The organism is Arthrobacter sp. Soil764, assembly GCF_001428075.1.
Lineage (GTDB): Bacteria > Actinomycetota > Actinomycetes > Actinomycetales > Micrococcaceae > Arthrobacter.
Genome location: NZ_LMSI01000004.1, coordinates 61,795 through 80,515 on the forward strand (window position 1 = coordinate 61,795; position 18,721 = coordinate 80,515).

General features: G+C 68.1%; 19 protein-coding genes and 1 riboswitch. Of the genes, 11 read left to right on the plus strand and 8 right to left on the minus strand.

All coding sequences use genetic code 11. The features are described 5' to 3' along the window. Genes ASG86_RS04510 through ASG86_RS04520 form a run of 3 tightly spaced genes read right to left on the minus strand, consistent with a single transcriptional unit; the run spans position 1 to position 3,124 of the window. A complete protein-coding gene (locus ASG86_RS04510) occupies positions 1-885 on the minus strand; it encodes a carbohydrate ABC transporter permease (RefSeq protein ID WP_056330866.1) in 885 nt (294 codons plus the stop codon). Next, a complete protein-coding gene (locus ASG86_RS04515) occupies positions 882-1,796 on the minus strand; it encodes a carbohydrate ABC transporter permease (RefSeq protein WP_082566669.1) in 915 nt (304 codons plus the stop codon). Before ASG86_RS04515 ends, ASG86_RS04510 begins: the two co-directional genes overlap by 4 nt. Then, positions 1,796-3,124: an ABC transporter substrate-binding protein gene (locus tag ASG86_RS04520; protein ID WP_056330868.1), complete on the minus strand. Its 1,329-nt coding sequence runs from the start codon at positions 3,122-3,124 to the stop codon at positions 1,796-1,798. Before ASG86_RS04520 ends, ASG86_RS04515 begins: the two co-directional genes overlap by 1 nt. A gap of 146 nt (positions 3,125-3,270) precedes the next feature. Here ASG86_RS04520 and ASG86_RS04525 point away from each other — a divergent pair, with 146 nt between their 5' ends. The 7 genes from ASG86_RS04525 to ASG86_RS04555 all read left to right on the plus strand — a co-directional run bounded on the left by ASG86_RS04525 (position 3,271) and on the right by ASG86_RS04555 (position 8,012). After that, positions 3,271-4,452 carry an ROK family transcriptional regulator gene (locus ASG86_RS04525; RefSeq protein ID WP_056330880.1) on the plus strand — a complete coding sequence of 394 codons (1,182 nt, stop codon included), beginning with the start codon at positions 3,271-3,273 and terminating at the stop codon, positions 4,450-4,452. A gap of 97 nt (positions 4,453-4,549) precedes the next feature. Then, positions 4,550-4,615: riboswitch (guanidine-III (ykkC-III) riboswitch) on the plus strand. A 10-nt stretch (positions 4,616-4,625) separates the two neighbouring features. Beyond that, positions 4,626-4,949 carry a DMT family transporter gene (locus tag ASG86_RS04530; RefSeq protein ID WP_056330883.1) on the plus strand — a complete coding sequence of 108 codons (324 nt, stop codon included), beginning with the start codon at positions 4,626-4,628 and terminating at the stop codon, positions 4,947-4,949. Between the two features lie 2 nt (positions 4,950-4,951). Next, positions 4,952-5,311: a DMT family transporter gene (locus ASG86_RS04535; protein WP_056330885.1), complete on the plus strand. Its 360-nt coding sequence runs from the start codon at positions 4,952-4,954 to the stop codon at positions 5,309-5,311. Between the two features lie 9 nt (positions 5,312-5,320). After that, positions 5,321-5,947 carry a nucleoside/nucleotide kinase family protein gene (locus tag ASG86_RS04540; protein WP_056330886.1) on the plus strand — a complete coding sequence of 209 codons (627 nt, stop codon included), beginning with the start codon at positions 5,321-5,323 and terminating at the stop codon, positions 5,945-5,947. Positions 5,948-5,987: 40 nt separating this feature from the next. After that, on the plus strand, positions 5,988-7,001 hold the full coding sequence (locus ASG86_RS04545) for an aldo/keto reductase (protein ID WP_056330892.1): 1,014 nt from the start codon (positions 5,988-5,990) through the stop codon (positions 6,999-7,001). A gap of 55 nt (positions 7,002-7,056) precedes the next feature. Then, the gene (locus ASG86_RS04550; RefSeq protein ID WP_056330895.1) at positions 7,057-7,359 is read left to right on the plus strand and encodes a putative quinol monooxygenase; all 303 of its coding nucleotides are present in this window, start codon (positions 7,057-7,059) and stop codon (positions 7,357-7,359) included. A 2-nt stretch (positions 7,360-7,361) separates the two neighbouring features. Continuing rightward, complete coding sequence (locus ASG86_RS04555) at positions 7,362-8,012, plus strand: MBL fold metallo-hydrolase (protein WP_056330898.1); 651 nt, start codon at positions 7,362-7,364, stop codon at positions 8,010-8,012. Between the two features lie 160 nt (positions 8,013-8,172). On the opposite strand, the gene ASG86_RS04560 is transcribed toward ASG86_RS04555, so the two are convergent. Further along, positions 8,173-10,086 (minus strand): DEAD/DEAH box helicase, encoded by a 1,914-nt coding sequence (locus ASG86_RS04560; protein ID WP_056330900.1) that lies wholly within the window; start codon positions 10,084-10,086, stop codon positions 8,173-8,175. 316 nt (positions 10,087-10,402) lie between these two features. Between ASG86_RS04560 and ASG86_RS04565 the strand changes: the two genes are divergently transcribed. Further along, complete coding sequence (locus ASG86_RS04565) at positions 10,403-11,170, plus strand: class I SAM-dependent methyltransferase (protein WP_056330902.1); 768 nt, start codon at positions 10,403-10,405, stop codon at positions 11,168-11,170. Here the strand turns inward: ASG86_RS04565 and ASG86_RS04570 are convergent. Together ASG86_RS04570 and ASG86_RS04575 are read right to left on the minus strand one after the other, a co-directional pair. Then, the gene (locus ASG86_RS04570; RefSeq protein ID WP_056330905.1) at positions 11,159-12,574 is read right to left on the minus strand and encodes an MFS transporter; all 1,416 of its coding nucleotides are present in this window, start codon (positions 12,572-12,574) and stop codon (positions 11,159-11,161) included. The genes ASG86_RS04565 and ASG86_RS04570 overlap by 12 nt on opposite strands. An 8-nt stretch (positions 12,575-12,582) precedes the next feature. Then, positions 12,583-13,926, minus strand: coding sequence for an MFS transporter (locus tag ASG86_RS04575; protein ID WP_200946148.1), 1,344 nt, complete (start codon positions 13,924-13,926; stop codon positions 12,583-12,585). Between the two features lie 160 nt (positions 13,927-14,086). Here ASG86_RS04575 and ASG86_RS04580 point away from each other — a divergent pair, with 160 nt between their 5' ends. Together ASG86_RS04580 and trmB are read left to right on the plus strand one after the other, a co-directional pair. After that, entirely contained in the window at positions 14,087-14,584 is a 498-nt protein-coding gene (locus tag ASG86_RS04580; RefSeq protein ID WP_156386123.1) for a hypothetical protein, read from the plus strand. A 44-nt stretch (positions 14,585-14,628) separates the two neighbouring features. Next, positions 14,629-15,552: a tRNA (guanosine(46)-N7)-methyltransferase TrmB gene (gene trmB, locus ASG86_RS04585; RefSeq protein ID WP_056330911.1), complete on the plus strand. Its 924-nt coding sequence runs from the start codon at positions 14,629-14,631 to the stop codon at positions 15,550-15,552. Positions 15,553-15,610: 58 nt separating this feature from the next. Here the strand turns inward: trmB and ASG86_RS04590 are convergent, their stop codons facing one another. Further along, complete coding sequence (locus ASG86_RS04590) at positions 15,611-16,057, minus strand: hypothetical protein (protein ID WP_056330913.1); 447 nt, start codon at positions 16,055-16,057, stop codon at positions 15,611-15,613. Positions 16,058-16,062: 5 nt separating this feature from the next. Continuing rightward, entirely contained in the window at positions 16,063-17,643 is a 1,581-nt protein-coding gene (locus ASG86_RS04595; RefSeq protein WP_056330915.1) for a hypothetical protein, read from the minus strand. 252 nt (positions 17,644-17,895) lie between these two features. On the opposite strand from ASG86_RS04595, the gene ASG86_RS04600 reads away from it, so the two are divergent. Continuing rightward, a complete protein-coding gene (locus ASG86_RS04600) occupies positions 17,896-18,714 on the plus strand; it encodes a DUF1206 domain-containing protein (protein WP_082566670.1) in 819 nt (272 codons plus the stop codon). Positions 18,715-18,721 lie beyond the last annotated feature (7 nt).

Consider the following 18,721-nt stretch of genomic DNA (forward strand, 5'->3'; position numbering starts at 1 on the left):
TCAGCGGATGGTGGAGCCCCACATGTTGGTGAGGTAGCGGCGCATGAAGAAGATGAAGACCAGGGCCGGGACCACCAGCAGGAAGCCGCCGGCGAAGCGGTAGGCAAGTGGCGATTCGGCGAGGGAGCTGAGGACCTGGGCGGGGAGGGTGCGCTGGTTCAGCGTCAGGATCGACGCGCCCAGGACTTCGTTCCAGGACATGACGAACGTGAAGATGGAGGCCGCGGCGATGCCGGGTATGGCCATGGGCAGCACCACTTTGAGGAAGGCCTGCACCGGGCTGCAGCCGAAGATCCTGGCCGCTTCCTCCACGTCGCGCGGAACACCGAGGAACACCGAGGCGGTAATCAGGATGGTGGTGGGCAGGGCCAGTGCGCTGTGGAGCAGGACGACGGCGAGGACGCTGTCGTAGAGCCCCGTCTGCAGGAAGAGCTGGGCCAGCGGAACCGACAGCACGACGATGGGCAGGGCGCGGGTGAACAGCAGGAACAACTGGTAGGGCTCCCTGCCGCGGAAGGCGAAACGGGCCACGGCGTACCCTGCGGGAACACCGATAAGCAGCGACAGCACAAGGGTGAACACGCCCACCTGGACGGAGTTGATCAGGCCGCCCAAAATGCCGGTGGACTGCAGGAAGGTCTGCATGGTCTCGGTGGAGAAGTTGTCCGGTATGAAGCTGAGCGGAAACTTCTGCAGCGACTGCCGGCTGGACATTGCCGCCAGGGCAATCAGGTAGATGGGCAATGCCATGAAGAGGGTGATCAGGATGCAGGCCACCTGGAGGAGCACCCGGTTGCGGCGCCGCCGGGCCAGCGGCCTGCGGTCCACGCCGGGTTCAGGCCGGGTGGTCCCGGCATCGGTCCTGGATGTTGTCGCGTGGCTCATCGTGCCGCCTCCGTCTGGTCCCTCAGGAGTTTCAGGTAGCCCACGGCCGTGACCATGGACACGGCCATGACCACCAGGGCCAGCGCGGATGCCACGTTGGGATCCTGCAGACCCGTGTACCAGCGGTAGGTTTCGCCCACCACCAGCGGAAAGTTCTGGCCGGTGAGGGCGAGGGCCACGGCGAAGGTCTGGAAGGCCAGGATGGTCCTCAGGATCAGGGCTGTCTGGAGGCTGGGGCGCAGCAGCGGCAGGGTCACGTGCCACAGCCGGTTCCAGAAGCTGGCCCCGAAGACGCCGGCGGCTTCCTCGTAATCCTTGGGGATGGACTGCAGGCCGGCCACGACGATCACGAACACCAGCGACGTGGCCCGCCAGACCTCCGCGATCAGCACGGCACCGAACATGGACGGGTAGTTGTCATACGCGAGCCAGGAGACAGGCTGCATGCCCAGGGACGCCAGGAGGGAGTTGAGGTAGCCGCGGTCCGTGAAGACGGTCAGCCACACCAGGCCGGCAGCGAGGTCGCTGACTGCCAGCGGGATGGCCCAGATGTAGAAGTAGGCAGACGCCCCCCGCGGCTTGGCCCGGATCAGCAGGGCCATCGCCAGCGCCAGGACAAACTGGATGGGGATCATCACCACGATGAGCAGGAGGGTGTTGCCCACGGAGGACCAGAAGTACGGGTCCTGGGACATCCTGGTGAAGTTCGCCGTTGTCAGGCCTTCGGGGCCGCCGAATGCCTGCAGGACACCGCTGACCATCGGCCAGCCAAAGAGCAGGGTCATGAACACGATCGACGGCGCAATCAGCAGCAGCGCCGCGGAGCTTCCCTTCCTCCTGGGTGCACGGACTTTCGGGCCCGGAGGGGGAACATGCGGCCTGGCTGCCGCAGGCGCATCCGGGGCGGCCATCACGCGACCTTGCAGGGGGACGTCTTGGGATCCGGCGCCCAGCACGGGACGTTGAGGGTGTCCATGATCTTGGCCAGTTCCGCGCCCTGCTTGTCCAGCGTGGCCTTGACGTCCGCGTTGTTCAGGCAGATCTCCTGGAAGCAGTTCTTGAACAGCTGGGAGACCTGGGGGTCCTTGTCGCCCAGGCCCACCGGCGGCAGGGCGAGCAGGGCGTCGGAGGCCTCCTGCTGCGCCTTGACGGCCTTCGCTTCGAGGGCCACGCCGCCGGGGAGGTCGCCGCCGACGTCCGTCTTCACCACGGGGAAGAAGGAGTTGGATTTCAGTGTCTCGATCTGCGCCTCGGGCTTGGACAGCGCCTTGATGAGCTCGAAGGCTTTGTCCTTCTCGGGCGAGCCCTTCGGCACCGCCATGCCGCCCACGATCAGGAGGTAGCCCCTGCCCTTGGGCCCGGAGGGCGCCGGGACCATCTGCCAGTCGTCCGGCTTGTCCTTGACGGCCGTAATGAGCCGCGCCACGTGGTCCCAGGCCACCATGACCTCGCCGTTGGCAAGTGGCTCCTGCATGAAGTCGTAATTGGTGGAGGCCGGATTGGTGTTGGCCCACAGCTCCCGCATGTACGTCCAGGCGCTGACGGCATCCTGGTTGCGGAAGGTGGTGATTTGCCCGCCCGTGAAGCTGGGCAGCAGGAAGCCCTGGTAGAAGCGGTGGTGCAGCCCTTTGGGGCCGGCCGGAAGGCCGAAGACGGGCCGGCCGCTGGCATCCTTGGCCGCCTTGGCCCAGGCCAGGTACTGGTCGTACGTGAGCTTGTTGACGTCGGCTCCCGACGGCAGCCACTGCAGGGCCTTCTTGTTGACCGCCAGCACGTACGTGGCCTGGATCCAGGGGATGTAGCGGGGAACATCGGTGCCGAGCTTGGCCAGTTCAGCCACATCCTTGGAGTAGCCGGCCGAGGACAGGTCATTCATCAGCGAGCTGAGGTCCTCCAGCTGGGAGGCGAAGGGGGCGAGGTCGCCGTGGAGCCCCCCGGCGATGCCCACCTCGACCTTCCCCGCGGCGAGCTGGGACTTCAGCGTGGTGTTGAAAACGCCGGTATCAACGGGGTTGTAGGCAACGCTGATGTCCCCCGCGAATTTCTTGAGGGTGGCCTCGTACTTCTGGCGTTCCTCCACCGGAGAGAACTGCGTGGAGAGGAAGCTGACGGATCCCTTGCCGCCGCTTCCGCTGGTATTCACCCCGCAGGCTGCAAGCACCGGGCCGGCCGCCAAGACCGTAAGGCCCCCCTTCAACAATGCTCGCCGGCTGACGTCGTGGTGGGCGGTAACGGACATTAGAGCCTCCTGGGGGTGAAGGACTGCTAGGTTTTTTGTCTGATGATCGATCATAATTGTGTGATACAGATCACGTCAATGATGGGCGGGCAACCCGCGCGCCCACAACGGAGTGAAAGAACCCAGCAGGAAAGGAAGCCGGCCGCATGACGGACCAGAGGACGTTGGTGGGAGAGGTTGCCCAGCCGCCGGCGGGCCCAGCCACCAGCGCCGGGCACCTGCTCCAGCTCCTGCGCTCCAACGCCGCTGGGTACAGCCGGGCGGACCTGCTGGAGATCACCGGAATGGCGCGTTCCACCCTTTACGAGCGGCTCGATGCGCTTTTCGCGGCCGGACTTGTCTACGAGTCCACTCCCCTGCGCGCACAGCGTGGCAGGCCGCCCCGCTCGCTCCGTTTCGATGACCGCAACAAGTTGGTGCTGTGCCTGGAAATCGGCCATACGCATGCCGGCATCCATCTCCTGTCCCTGGGCAGGGAGGTGGTGGCTTCCGCCCGTATCCCCGTGGAGATCGGGAACGCCCAGGAGGTGGTGGTGGGACAGGTGGTGGCGGAGGCGCTGCGGCTGCTCGACGGCCGGCAGCCGGTAGGGGCAGGAGTAGGACTGCCGGCTCCCGTGGACCCGCTCCACCGCCTGGGGCTGGAGCGGACCGTCCTTGCCCACTGGGACCTGCAGCTGTTGCAGGAGGCAATGGAATCCATGCTTGACTGCCCGGTCCTGCTGGAAAATGACGCCCGGTCCATGGCGGTGGGTGAGGTCCGGGGCCCCCTCGACTCCCTGGTCGCGGTGAAGGTCAGCACCGGGATCGGGTCGGGGATCATTGTCCGGGGTTCGCTGGTGCGCGGTGCCCACGGCGCCGCCGGGGACATTGGGCACGTACGCATCCCGGAGGCCGCCGGCTGCCGGTGCCGCTGCGGCAGGGACGGCTGCCTGGCGGCGGTGGCTTCCGGGCGGGCACTGCTGGCCGCCCCGCAATTTGCGCATTACGGGACGCTGCGCCGGTTCGTTGACGCCGCCGACGACGATCCGGACGTCCGGGCCGCGATCACGGCGGCCGGAAGGGTGCTCGGACGCGCCCTCGCCGCCATGGTGGGCACGCTGAACCCCGGCCGGGTAGCGGTGGGCGGGCTGGTGGGAGTGCTCCCAGGCTTCCTGCAGGCCTGCCGGCAGCAAATTCTTGCCGACGCCTTCGAGCCTTCCCTGGTGGACCTGGAGATCGTCCCTGCGGACAGCCGCAAGGCCACGGCGGTGGGCCTTTGCCGGCTGGTGGAGGAAAGCCTTTACGCGCCGGAGCGGGTGGAACAGCTGCTGTCCCAGCATGGCGGCTGAGGGGTCAGCCCACCGGGCGGCCAGCTGAGCCGCCCACTGCAGCTGGTGAGGTTGGGCACCAAGGTGGCCCCCGCCGTCGCGCCTTGCTACCTTGGAATCCAAGGCTCCATCCCGAGCCTCCGGACGACGGTTCAGTACCCGGCACGCGACAAGACTGGCCAAAGGATCTGGTCATGTCCTGGTTAATCCTCATTCTTTCCGGCGCGCTGGAGGCCGTCTGGGCAGCCGCCCTGCACCGTGCTTCCAAGGCTTCCGGGCGCCGGCGCCTGGCTCCTGCAGCCCTGTTCCTTGTGGCCGTTGCCGCGAGCACAGGTGGCCTGGCGGTGGCCATGCAGTCCATTCCCACCGGCACGGCGTACGCGGTGTGGGTCGGGGTGGGCGTGGTCCTGACCTCCGCCTACGCGATGGCCACCAGGGTGGAGCGTCCGACGGCGGCGCGCCTGCTGCTGCTGTCCGGCATCGCCGCGTGCGTGGTTGGCCTCAAGGTGGTGGCGTGACGATGAAGCGTTCTGTTCCCTGGCTGGTGCTCCTGGCCTCCGCTGTCCTGGAGGCAGTCTGGGCCACGGCTCTGGGCCTGTCGGACGGTTTCAGCAGGCCGCTGCCTACGATTGTCTTCGCCGCCACCGCAACCCTGAGCATGCTCGGCCTGGGGATGTCCATCCGGAGCATTCCACTGGGCACCGCCTACGCCGTCTGGGTGGGCATTGGCGCCGCGTTAACGGTGGGCTGGGCCATGGCCACCGGCGTGGAACCGTTCAGCGTGGTGAAGCTGCTCTTCATTGCCGGCATCGTGGGCTGCGCCGCCGGCCTCAAGGCGCTGCCTGCGAAGGACGCGGCGCCTGCCCTCACCAGTGACTAGGCTTTTGCCATGGACTCCCCCGAGATCACCAGCGCCCTGGACGCGCTGCGGCGCAGGATAGCCCCCGGAACGCGCACCATCCTGGGCATCGCCGGGGCGCCAGGGTCCGGGAAGTCCACCTTTGCGGCGTGGTTGCAGGAGCAGTTCAGCCCAGGATCGTCGGTGGTTGTCCCCATGGACGGCTTCCACCTGGGCAACGCAATCATTGAGGGAACCCCGCTGCGGAAGCGGAAAGGGGCCATGGATACGTTCGACGCCGGCGGCTACCTTTCGCTGCTGCGGCGCCTGGTGCGCCGGGACGAGGCCGTGGTCTACGCACCGGAGTTCCGCCGCGTCATTGACGAGCCTGTGGCCGCCTCCATCGCCGTCCCGGCTGACGTCCCGCTGGTGATCACGGAAGGCAACTACCTGCTAGCGGACCAGGAACCGTGGAAAGAGATACGGGCGCAACTGGACGAGGTGTGGTTCCTGGAAACACCGCCCACGCTGCGGCTGCAGCGGTTAGTGGACCGCCACGTGTCCTTCGGGATGGACCGGGAGGCCGCGGTGGCATGGGCCAACGGACCCGATGAAGCAAATGCCCGCCTGATCCAGGCCACCCGCCCGGCCGCGGACCGCATCATCCCCTGGCTTTGATCACACTTTTTGGAAATAAGGAAAACGAACAGGAGCATCCATGGCAAACACGCCCACTAATCCCGGCAACAGCGTGCAGCTCGGCGACGGCCTGGCCGTCAGCCCCCTGGGTTTCGGGGGTATGGCCCTCACCCCGGTGTACGGCGAGGTTGACCCCGCCGAGGCACTGCGGACCCTGCACCATGCCGTCGATGCAGGCGTCAGTTTCATCGACACCGCGGACATCTACGGCGGTGGCAGCAACGAGGAACTGATTTCCCAGCTGCTCAGGGACCGGCGGGATGAGGTCCAGCTGGCCACCAAGTTCGCTCTTGTGGGCACGCCCACTGATGGCTACACGGACATCCGCGGGGACGCTGAGTATGTCCGGCAGGCCGTGGACCGGAGCCTCCAACGTCTGGGCACCGACGTCATCGACCTCTACTACATGCACCGGCGCGACGTCCGGGTCCCCATCGAGGAAACCGTGGGCGCCATGGCCGAGTTGGTGAAGCAGGGCAAGGTCAAGCACCTGGGCCTTTCCGAAGTGACGGCGCAGGAGCTGCAGGACGCGGCAGCGGTGCACCCGATCGCCGCGGTCCAGAGCGAATGGTCCATCTGGAGCCGCGATGTGGAACGCCACGTTGTTCCCGCCGCCGCAGCCCTGGGCGTGGGCTTTGTCCCCTACTCCCCGCTGGGCCGCGGCTTCCTCACCGGAACCGTTGACACCGCAAGCCTGGGCGAGAAGGACTTCCGGCGGAACATTCCCCGCTTTGCCCCTGATGCCGCAAGCGCCAACCAGGCAGTGGTGGACGCTGTCCGGTCCGTGGCGGACCAACTCGGCGCCACTCCCGCGCAGGTGGCACTGGCCTGGCTGCCCGCCCAGGGAAGGCGCCTGGGCCTGCCGGTCGTTCCCATCCCCGGCACCCGCAAAGCCGCACGGATCGACGAAAACCTTGGCGCACTTGCCCTGGACCTCACCCCGGTGCACCTGGAGGCCCTCGACGCAGCCTCGGACGCCGTCGTCGGCTCCCGTTCCGCGGACCCCGCCTGGGTGTCCGAAGGGCGGGAATAAGCGCATTCTTCCAGAGCCAACACCCCCTCACCTGACCACCACCCGAAGGAGCCTCATGCCTGCCATCGTCCACTTCGAAGTACAGATTGACCCCGCCCGGCGCGACGACGCCGCGAAGTACCTGTCCGAAACGCTTGCGGCCACCCGCGCCTGGCCCGGCAACCAGGGCATTGAGGCGCTGGTGGACGACGCAGACCCCTGCCACATCCTGGTGGTGGAAACCTGGGCCACCACCCAGGACCACGACGACTACGCGGCCTGGCGGAGCACGCCGGAAGGCAAGAGCGGGCTGCACGAGATCCTGGCCGCGCCGCCGTCCAAGCAGGTCTACTCAACCACCATGCCGCTGGACCTGTAGCCGTGGACTCTCTTCGCTATGACCTGCCGGCCCTGACCATCCGCAGCATTTCCGTCAGCGAGATGGACAACAACGTGTACCTGCTGACGGCCAAGGAGAGCGGTGCGCAGCTGCTGATCGATGCCGCTGACGACCTGCCCGCCATCCGGCAGCTGCTGGCGGACGGGGCAGCGGACACGTCGGCGGCTCCGCGCCTGGCGCTGATCGCCACGACCCACCAGCACTGGGACCACGTCCGCGCGCTTAAGGAGCTGGTGGAAGCCACGGGGGCGCGGACGGCAGCAGGCGCGGACGACGCGGATGCGCTGCCGGTCCCTGTGGACCGTCGGCTTGGGCATGGGGACAAGGTAGCCTTGCCCGGCTTTGAGCTGGCCGCGGTGCACCTGCGCGGACACACCCCCGGCTCAATCGCCTTCGTCTACGAGGACCCGGAAGGGCCTGCGCACATCTTTTCCGGTGACTCGCTGTTCCCGGGCGGGGTGGGCAACACGCAGAACGATCCAGCGCGCTTCGACCAGCTCCTGTCCGACGTCACGGAGCGGCTGTTCGATGCCTACCCGGACACCGCCGTCGTCCATCCCGGCCACGGCAAGCCCACCACCCTGGGTGCCGAGCGGCCGCACCTGGAGGAGTGGCGCGCCCGCGGCTGGTAGCCGTTTAAACGCATCGAGTGCTCCGTAGTTGTCGTTATGACGCGTCTAAACGACAACTACGGAGCACTCGATGTTGGGGTTGGGAGCCGGGTGGGCCCACGCCGGCAGGGTTCCCTGGCCGAGCTTGCGAGGCGAGGGAGCCGGGTGGGCCCCTTATTGACTAGCGGCTGCGGCGTTCGTTCGACGCCGGGGCGGACGCGCGGCGCGGGCCGCTGCGGGCGGGACGGCCGGAGCCGCCGTTGCCGGAGGCGCCGCTGCCCGAGCCGTAGGAGCCGCCGGAGGTTCCGCCGGTGTTGGAGGACCAGACGGCCTTGCTGCCGCCGGTTGCGCCTGCACCCGCAGAGCGCTGGCCCGAGACTCCTGCTGCTGCGCGCTGGCCCGTTGCGGGGCGTCCACTGCGCTGGCCGCCGCCGGAGGCCGGGCGTCCGCCCGAGGCGGGACGGCCGGTGCCGCCGCGGGGGGCGGCACTGCGGGTGATGCGGGAGTCACCGCGGCCCTCAGCTGCACGTCCGTCCGAACCGCGGCCGGCCGATGAGCGGCCACCTGCTGCGGGGACGTCGTTGCGGTGGGTGCCGGCAGCGGTGCCGCGGCCACGGGCGTTGCGGCGGGCAGCGGCTGCTGCCACGGCGCGGTCCTCGTTCTGCTCTGCATTGCGGTCGAAGGCTGCGCGGGCTTCCGTGCGTCCTTCGAAGGCGACAGCCCGGCGCTCGGCGCGGGGAACATCGGTGCGGACGGGCTCGGCCGAAACCTTGCCGCGTCCACCACGGCCGCCGCGGCCACCGGCCGACGGTGCAGCCTGGCGGCGTGCCCGCTTGCGCTCAGCGTTGGCACCCGTGGAGGTGCCGCCGCCCTGCCTGGGAGCCTTGGCGGCCATCAGTGCGGCGCGGGTGCGCGGGTCCACCTTGTCGGCGATTTCGCCCACCAGGTCGGCCACGATCGGGGAGTTGGCGGAGACGCGCTCAAAGTTCACGTCAACACCGGCAGCCTTCATGAGCTTCTTCACGTCGGCCTGCTGCTCGGGCAGCGTCAGGGTGACAACGGTGCCGTCCGAACCGGCACGGGCGGTGCGGCCGGAGCGGTGCAGGTACGCCTTGTGCTCGGTGGGCGGGTCAACGTGGATGACCAGTTCGACGTCGTCGACGTGCACACCGCGGGCGGCGACGTCGGTGGCCACCAGGACGCGGACGTCACCGTTGGAGAACTCGGCGAGGTTGCGGTCACGGGCGTTCTGCGACAGGTTGCCGTGGAGGTCCACGGCGGGGATCCCGGCGTCGGTCAGGGTCTTGGCCAGTTTGCGGGCGTGGTGTTTGGTCCGCATGAACAGGACGCGGCGGCCGGCGCCGGAGGCGAGCTCCACGATCAGCTGCTTCTTGACGGTCTGGTCGTTGACCACCAGCACGTGGTGCTCCATGGTGGTCACCGCGGCCTGCGGATCGTCCACGGAGTGGGTGAGCGGGTTGGACAGGTAGCGCTGGACGATCTTGTCCACGCCGTTGTCCAGGGTGGCGGAGAAGAGCAGGCGCTGGCCCTGGCTGGGGGTCATGTCCATGAGCTTCTTTACCACGGGGAGGAAGCCGAGGTCGGCCATGTGGTCGGCCTCGTCCAGGACGGTGATCTCCACGGCCTCGAGGGTGAGGATGCGCTGGCGGATCAGGTCCTCCAGGCGGCCGGGGCAGGCGATGACGATGTCTACGCCGGCGCGCAGCGCCTTCTCCTGGCGCGCCTGGGAGATGCCGCCGTAGATCACGGTGGTGTTCAGGCCGGCGGCCTTGGCCAGCGGCTCGATGGTGGCGTTGATCTGGGTTGCCAGTTCACGGGTGGGTGCCAGGACCAGGCCCATGGGGCGGCCGGGCTTGCGGAAGTACTTGGCTTCCCGCTCAGCGAGTCGTGCTACAAGCGGGATGGCGAAAGCAATGGTCTTACCGGATCCGGTCCGGCCGCGGCCCAGGACGTCACGGCCGGACAGCGTGTCCGGAAGGGTCTTGACCTGGATGGGGAACGGTTCAACGATTCCCTGGGCGGAAAGGGTGTCTGCAAGGGCCTTGGGAGTACCGAGGGCAGCAAAAGTAGTCATGTAGTTTTTTACGGTCTTTCTGGCGGTATCCGGGCGGATATCGGCCCCCGATGCCGGTTGGACCAGGGGTTTCGCCGAAGAAAAGTCAGGTGATCAAACCGGGCGCTGTAAATAGGACAGCCAGCCGGGACCAAATGGAACGCGTTCATCGACGCAGGATGTGCCTCTCACATGAAGAAAGCCCACTCCCTGGAAAGGATCTCCAGTCAGGAGCAGGCGGCATCACTGCACATCAAGTTCCTCCAGTCTAGCATCCCGCGGCCCAACTCCCGTCCCGGCCGTTGCCTTCGGGGCCATGGCGGGGCAGTGTTGAGGCATGAGCGAACAGCCGGGGCAGCGCCAGGACAGGCACCGAAGTGGGGCGCACCAACACCACGCGGACGACGGCGGCCATGGGCCGGCGGCGGCAGGCGGCGGCATCGACCCTGCCGCAGTTTGGGACGAACGGTACAGCAGCAGGGCCCGGCTTTGGAGCGGGAAGCCGAACCCCCAACTGGTCCGCGAGGCCGGCGGCCTGCGCCCGGGAAAGGCGCTGGAACTGGGATGCGGCGAAGGCGCCGACGCCATCTGGCTTGCCCAGCAAGGCTGGTCCGTGACCGCCGTCGACGTTTCCGCTGTTGCCCTGGAACGGGCGCACTCCCACGAGCTGGCGGAGCTGGCCCGGGAAAGCGTGCGCGCCTCCAGTGGGGACATCGGCAGCCGGATCGCATGGCAACAGGCGGACCTCACACAGTGGAAACCGGATACTTCCTATGATTTGGTGACCTCCCAGTTCCTGCACTCCCAGGAACTGGACTGGCGGGTCCCGCTGCGCACGGCCGCCGCAGCCGTCAAGCCCGGCGGAACCCTGCTGGTGGTGGGGCACCACCCGGACCGGCTGCCGCCCTGGGGCGACGACCACCACAACCACATGGAGATGTTCTACACCGGTGACGACCTGGTCCGTGAGCTGGGGCTTGACGAGCCCGGGTGGCAGATCGAGGTCCTCACCAGCCGGGAGCGGCCGGCCACCGGGCCGGACGGGCAGGAAGCGACCATCGCGGACGTCGTCCTGCGCGCCACCCGCCTGCCCCTAGTCCGCTGAGGCCTTCCTGGCGGTGACCCGCGGCGCCACCAGCGCCGCGGCAACGCCGATGGCCGCGGTGAAGGCGAAGACGCCCGCGAAGGACTGGACCGCCGTCGTAAAGGCAGCGAAGACAATCCCTGTGGCGGCCAGCGACAACGCCCCGCCGAGGGAGTCCGAGATGGACATGGCGGAGCTGTTGAACCCTTCGTTCTCCTTGCTGGACAGCGCCAGTGTCATCACGCTCAGGCGCGGGTAGAGCAGGCCCATGCCGCCGCCGGCAAGGACCCAGCCGGCGAGGGCAACGGCGGCCGGCCAGTGCAGCGCCGCGGTGGCCAGGGCCAGGAGAACAGCCGCGAGGACCATGAGCGACCCCACCTGGACGGCGCGCAGGTCCGGCAGCCTTGAGCCCAGCCGGCCCTGGACTGCGGCGGCACCGGCCCAGGCCAGGGCACCACCGGTGAGGGTCAGGCCTGCCAGGGTGGGCGGGAACCCGGACTGGTCGATCAGGAGGTACGGCAGGTAGACCTCCGCGCCGAAGAATGATGCCGACGCCAGCCCCCGCGCCAGGATCACGCTGGGCAGCCCGCGGCGGGCGGTGAGGGTTCCGGCGGGTACCAGTGGCCGGACAGCCACCAGGGCCAGGACGACGGCGGCGCACGCCACGAGTGCCATGGCCGCGGGAAAGGCGGGGATGCGGACGTCCGCGGAAAGGTTCAGGCCCAGCACGGCGAGCGCCGCCAGCGCCGCCCACCCCAGGCGGCCAAGGGCCCACGGCGGGACTTTTCCTTTCGGGCGGCCTGCCGCCTCCAGACCGTCCGGCTCACTAACTCCCCGCAGTACCGGCGCGATCATCGCCAGCGCCGGAATGACCAGGCCCACCACGCCCAGGAACACCCAGTGCCAGCTGAAGACCTGGGCCACGACGCCCGCTGCGAAGGGCCCCACCAGGGACGGGATCACCCAGGCGGCGGAGAACGCAGCGAAGATTTTCGGGTGCAGCGGCCCGGGGAAGAACCGCGCCACCAGCACGTACAGCGCCACGGTGAGGGCGCCGCCGCCAAGCCCCTGGACCAGCCGGCCGGCCACCAGCATGGGCATGGAAACCGAGGTGCCCGCGATCAGCAGGCCCGCCACGAACAGCGCCACGGAGGTGTACAGCGGCATGGCCGGGCCGCGGCGGTCAGACCAGTTCCCGGCCCCCACCATGCCGATCACGCCGGTGGCCAGCGGCCCCGCGAAGGCCAGGGCGTAGAGGCTTGCGCCGTTCAGCTCCCGGCTGACCAGGGGCATGATGGTGGTCACGGCAAGGGATTCGAACGCGGCCAGGAACACCAGGGCGCAGGTGCCCAGGGTTACCCAGAAATACGGGGGCCGGAAGATCCCGGTGGCGGGGTGCGCGGCCGGAAGGGTGGAGTCCCGCACAGCGGCGCCTAGCCCACGTACCGGTTCCGGCCGGACCGGTAGCCGAAGACCGCCGCGAGCAGGCCCACCACCATGAACAGGATTCCGGCGGGAATGAAGGACCCGGTGGCCTGGTGCAGCTGGCCCACCATGAGCGTCCCGGTGGAGCCCACCCCGTAGCCAACACCCTGCATCATCCCGGAAAGGTGGGCGGCGGTGTGCCCGTCGCGGGTACGCAGCATGATCAGGGTCAGCGCGCAGGCAGTGAGGCTTCCCTGCCCCAGTCCCAGCAGCCCGGCCCACACCCAGATCAGGTCCAGCGGGCCCAGGATGCTCAGCACGAATCCGCTGCCGGTCATCAGGGCCACCACCGTGTTGATGGCGCGCTGGTCACCGAACCGCGCCGCCAGGGCCGGGGCGAACAGGGAACCCAGCATCTGGAGCACGATGCAGACGGCAACGATCAGGCCCGCCGCCGCGCCGTCAACACCCCGCTCGCGAAGGATGGGCGCCAGCCAGGCGAAACCGCTGAAGGACATCATGGCCTGCAGCACCATGAAAATGGTTACCTGCCAGGCAACCGATGAACGCCACACATTGACCCCGTCCCGGACCGCCTGGTGCCGGACAGTCCCCTGCCGGACAGCCACGGGAAGGAACAGGAGAAGGACGACGGCGGCGGGCACCGCCCAGACCCACAGCGCCTTGGTCCACTCCCCCGTCGCCGTGTAGACCGGGTAGGTAAAGCCGGCACCGAGCGCGGCGGAGGCGCAGATGGCGGTGGTGTAGAGGCCGCCCATGAGTCCCAGCCGGTGCGGGAAATCGCGCTTCACCAGGCCCGGAAGAAGCACGTTGCACAGTGCGATGGCAGCGCCGCAGGCTGCGGTGCCAACCAGGAGGGCAGGCAGGTGGCCGGCACTCTGGCCGGAACCGGTGTCCACCGGGCGCAGCAGCAGCCCCGCGGTCAGCAGCGCCATGGCGCCCAGCAGCACCCGCTCCGCACCGAACCGGCGGGCCAGGACCGGGGCGAGCGGCGCGAACACACCCAGCAGCGTGACGGGGACGGTGGTCAGTACCACCACGGACCAGCCGGGCAGCGCTGCCTGGGAGGTGACCTCCGGGAGGACTGCGGAAAGGCTGGAAAAGACGCTGCGCAGGTTCAGCCCGATCAGGACAAGGCACACGCCCAGGTAGGCAAGGGCGCGGCGGCTGCCCACCCCGGTGGGTTCCGCCGGCGGCAGCTCATCGATTTCGGCATCCACCAGGGTGCCTGGTTCCACCAGGCTGCTGCCCGTCCGGGACCGTCCCTGCCCGTCCCCGGAGGCAGCTCCCCGCCGCCGCTTCTCTGCTTCGGCATTCGTTGCGTCCGTCATGCGCCCATTCTTGCAGGACAGCGCGGCCGGCCTTGTGGGAGGGCACGACGGGGAAGTTTTCCACATGCGGGACGAAGAACCTTCCGGGGCCCCGCTGCAGCCTCCTAGGTTGGAAGCAGCCGCGGCCCGGCAGAGGGCCTCACCAACCAACGGGAGCATCATGGAAACCACACCGCCGCCGGACTCACGCCCCGCGCCGCCGCAAACCGATTCCAGGAGCGCACCCCCGGCCGGGACCAGCCCGCCTTCGGCCCTGCAGGGGCACCGTGACCAACCGCCCCCGGGTGCGCCCGGCAACAACCTGCCCGGCAACAATCTGCCTGACAACGATGGGCCCGGGAACAAAGGAACAAACAGCCTGGTCCTGGCGATCCTTGCCCCGGCAAGCATGATCCTCACCGCACCTGCTTCCATGTTCGCCATGTTGATGACGTACTCAGATGACGGCTCCTCGAGCCGGCAATGGGTGACTCCCCTGGTGCTGTTCAGCCTGCCTCTTCTCTTCGCGTCGCTCTCCCTGCGGCAGGCAATCCCTGCACTGAAGCTCTCACCGCGGAGATCTGGCAACTGGACGGCGGCAGCGGTCGCCCTCTGTATCTGCGGCCTGGTCTTCGCCCTGGCGCTGGGTCCGGCGCTCGACAACGTGGGGGTGTTCTGACCCTTCCGGTCCCGGACCAGCGCCGCGGCGCTATTCTGGAATGGATGAGCGAATCCCCTGAAAACACCCAGCAGCCGCATGTTCCCAGGCCTGTCACGCCCGGCACCCAGGCGTCCTTCGGCACCTACGGCGGCCGTCCTGTCAGCTTCGTGCGCCGCGGCACCCGGCTGCAGGGCCGGCGGCAGGCCGCCTGGGCCGAGCACGCCGAACGGTGGGCGGTCAACGTGCCACGGCACGTGGCCAACACCTCGGTCCACCCCGACTACACCTTCGACGCCGCCGCGGAGTTCGGCCGTGAGGCCCCGCTCATCGTCGAGATCGGCTCGGGCCTTGGCGACGCCATCTGCCATGCGGCCGAACAAAATCCGGACACCAACTTCCTCGCAGTGGAGGTCTACACCCCGGGACTGGCCAACACCATCATCAAGATCAACAGCCGGGGCCTGAACAACGTCCGCGTGGTGGAGGCAAATGCCCCGGAAGTGCTGGCCACCATGCTGCCCGAAGGCTCGGTCAGCGAACTGTGGGTCTTTTTCCCCGATCCCTGGCACAAATCGCGGCACCATAAGCGGCGCCTCATCCAGCCGGAGTTCGCCGGCCTGGCGGCGCGCGCCCTGAAGCCGGGCGGCTTGTTCCGGATCGCCACCGACTGGTCCAACTATGCGGTCCACGTCCGGGACGTCATGGCGGGCTCACCCGACTTCGAAAACCTCCACACCGGCGAGCGCCGCGGGCCCGAAAGCCCGTTGACCCAGGTGTGGCAGTCCGGCGTCGAATCGGTGGTAGGCGGCGCCCCCGTCCGCGAGGGTCGTGCACCGGTGAGCACGGAGCATACCGGCCCCAACGAAGGCGTGGACGAAACGGGCGGCTGGGCTCCCCGCTTCGAGGGCAGGATCCGGACCAGCTTCGAGGCCAAGGCCCACGAGGCGGGCCGGTTCATCTTCGATCTCTGCTACCGCCGCCTCTGACCGCCGCCCCTGATGGGCCCCGCTGACCGGTGCCGCTCACCGGCGCCGGGCGGTGGGGTCAGGCCACGCTGATCGAGGCGACAATCTCCTTGAGCATCTCCAGCCGGGGTTCCGCTTCGGGGTCCAGGTAGGGCCAGATGACCACTACGCCAATGAACCGCCCGCTTTCCCACACGCCCACTGTGGCTGCCACCTTGGCTGCACCACCGTCGTCGCCATATCCCACCACCACCGCGTAGGCGGCCTTGCCGGGCAGGTTCAGCTCACCCTCCGCCAGGAGGGTGCCGCCGCGTTCCTCGAGGTAGAAGCCTGACATCAGGTGGGCCCAGCCATTGGCCTGCGGCGCATCCTGCACGGACGTGTCGTCCTTGATCACGGTCACCAGGACCCCGCCCAGCAGGCCGTACTGCTCGCTGTTGGGCCCGGCCGTGGAGTCATCCAGGACCTGGGTGTGCTCGGGGAAGTCTGCAGTGAAGCCCAGCGGGGATTCGATGTGCACTGACATGGGTTTCAGAGCCTCTCGAGCTTGGTGTCGTTGGGGACTTTATAGTACGTGGACACATTGGTGGTGGCCTGGTTCTCAGTCTTGACCTCCACCTCACCCACCTTGACGTCGAACCCTGCCTCGTTCGTTGCGGTCATCACGGAGTTGACCTGGATGGTGGCGGAGCCGGCCTCGTACAGCCGGGCCGCATCGCGGGCAGCGCCGGCCTCATTGCCCAGGGCAACATTGCGCAGGTAGCTGTCGATGACGGGCCGGTTTTCCGGTGAGTAGTCCACGTCGATTTTCACGGTGCCCTGGGTTCCGGCCGTTACGGTGGAATCGAACTTGGCGGCCTCAGATTTCACCCCCGAGGTCACGCCCTGGGCCACGGAGCCGTCCATGGATACGGAGACGGAATCGATGTTGTTGCCCTTGTCCAGGTTGACCTGCAGACCGCCCTTGCCGGAGGCTTCGAACACTCGGCCGTCCAGGTTGAGCTTGCCCTGCGCCGAGACCTCGCCGCTGGCTGTGGAGGTACCGTCCGTGAGGTTCCGCTCGTAGGCAAGGTCAAGCTTGGCCCCGCCGGATGCTGTCCCGGACTCGGCCGAGGCATCGAGCGAGAACGTTCCCTTGGCTTTGTCCGCCTGCCCGGTGGCGCCGTTGTCCTTCGCGGCATCGTTGATGGTGTCCAGGATGTACCCGGGCGGGTTGCCGGCCACGTCCTTGATCTCGCCGATGCTGTCCGGCGGAAGGTCGCGGTACATCTGTTTGCGCGCTGCCATGGCTTCCTCCACGCTGGCGAATGTGTACTCACGGGAGACCTCGCCCGTCAGCGTGGCCCCCGCCGTTCCGGTGGTGTCGTTGACGCCCAGGCCCATGTTTCCGTACACCTTCATGGTCGCGGAGCCGTCGGCGTTCTCCACCACTTCGGTCCCCACCTCGGCGCCGCCGTGGACCCAGGCCACCCGCGCCTCGATGGAGGCCTTGCCCGTCTCCGAATAAACCGGAATGTCAGCCCTGGCCAGTTCCTGCAGGTGCTGCTTGGCCAGTTGCTGCGCGGCCGCGGGAATGCCGCCATCCATGCGCATCAGGTCCTCGGCGAACGGGCCGTCGCTGCCTTCGCCTTCAATCAGGTATTCCCGGTCGGCATCGGACAGGCCGGCCCACCATTTTGCCTGCTCTTCCGGGGTAGCGCTAAGCATACGGTCCAACCCGGACTCCAGCTCCCGGCGGTGTTCGGCGGCTGCCCTGGCTGCTTCGGCTTTTTCCGCGAACCACTCCCTGGCCTGGCCGGCCAGCGAGGTCAGCCGGTCCCAGGTGCTGCTGCCGGAAGCGCCGGAACCGGCAGTGGACGCCTTTTCCTGTTCGTCGGCGTGCTTCAGCAGGATTTTTGAGTTCTCCCGCAGGCTGGCCACCACTTTGTCCAGGCTGGGCCGGTGGCTGGCGCTCCACTCCTGGCGGAAGCGTTCCCCGTCCCGGCCCTTCCACGGCGCCGACTGGATCTGGCTGTGCAGGGAGCCTGCCCGGCTGCTCAGCAGGGACGCTGCCTGGTCCGCCGCTTTGGCCAACGCCCGCAACTGGCTGACGTCTGCGCCGTAAAAAGTCATGATTTCCCCCGGGAAAGAGTGCGATGCCTGTCAATCGCTGGTGCTTATGGTTGCACAGCTGATGGAACCCGGCGATGGGGATCCCTCCCCATCGCCGGCGTCCGGTACCACCGCGGCTTTCGTGCCAGTTCCTCGAAGCACCGCCGGCCCCGCTGCGCGGGACCCGTCCGACGTGCGACGATTGCGCTGTAAGAAGGGCACGCACAGCAGCGCACAACGCGCCTGTCCGAAGGAACAACAATTAAAGAAGAACTGAAACAGGCCGTTGACAAGGCCGAGGACGTCACCAATTCACGCGTCCTTGAGGTCTTTGCCCGGTCCGGATTCGCCGCCAGCGGCATCCTGCACCTGCTGCTGGGTGCCATTTCCATCCGCCTTGCCATGGGCGGCACGGGCCATGCCGATTTCAGTGGCGCGGTGGCGGAACTGGCCACCATGCCAGTTGGGCCGTTCCTGCTTTGGGGAAGCTTCGCGGCCTGCGCCGCGCTGTCGCTCTGGCAGGCAGGCGATGCCATCTTCGACTTCAACCACCAGGCCACAAAGAAGAAGATCAAGAACAAGGCCAAGGCCGCGCTGCAGGCGATCGTCTACGCCGTCCTGGCCCTGACCCTGTGGCATTTCGCCATGGGCACCGGCTCGGGTGACGACAACCGGAAGGCCGCCAGCGACTTCACCATTTCCATGATGGAGGCCCCGGGCGGGGTGGCGCTGCTCGTCCTGATCGGAGTGGCAGTGGCAGTCACGGGCGTGGTGTACGGCATCCGGGGACCGAAGAAATCGTTCGAGAAGCAGTTGCGGATGCCTGCCCCCGGCCCGGCCCGGACAGCGGTAACGGCCCTGGGCGTAGCGGGCTATCTTGCCAAGGGAACAGTGCTGCTGCTGGCCGGGCTGCTCATCGCCATCGCCACACTCAAGGAACACCCGGAGGATTCCACCGGTCTGGACGGCGGTCTGCGGGCGCTTCGCGACCAGCCGCTGGGGCCCTGGCTCCTGGCTGCGGTGGGCGCAGGCCTCATCTGCTACGGCGCCTACATGATCATGCGCGCGCGGCTGGCCAAAATGACCAGGTAACCCGCGG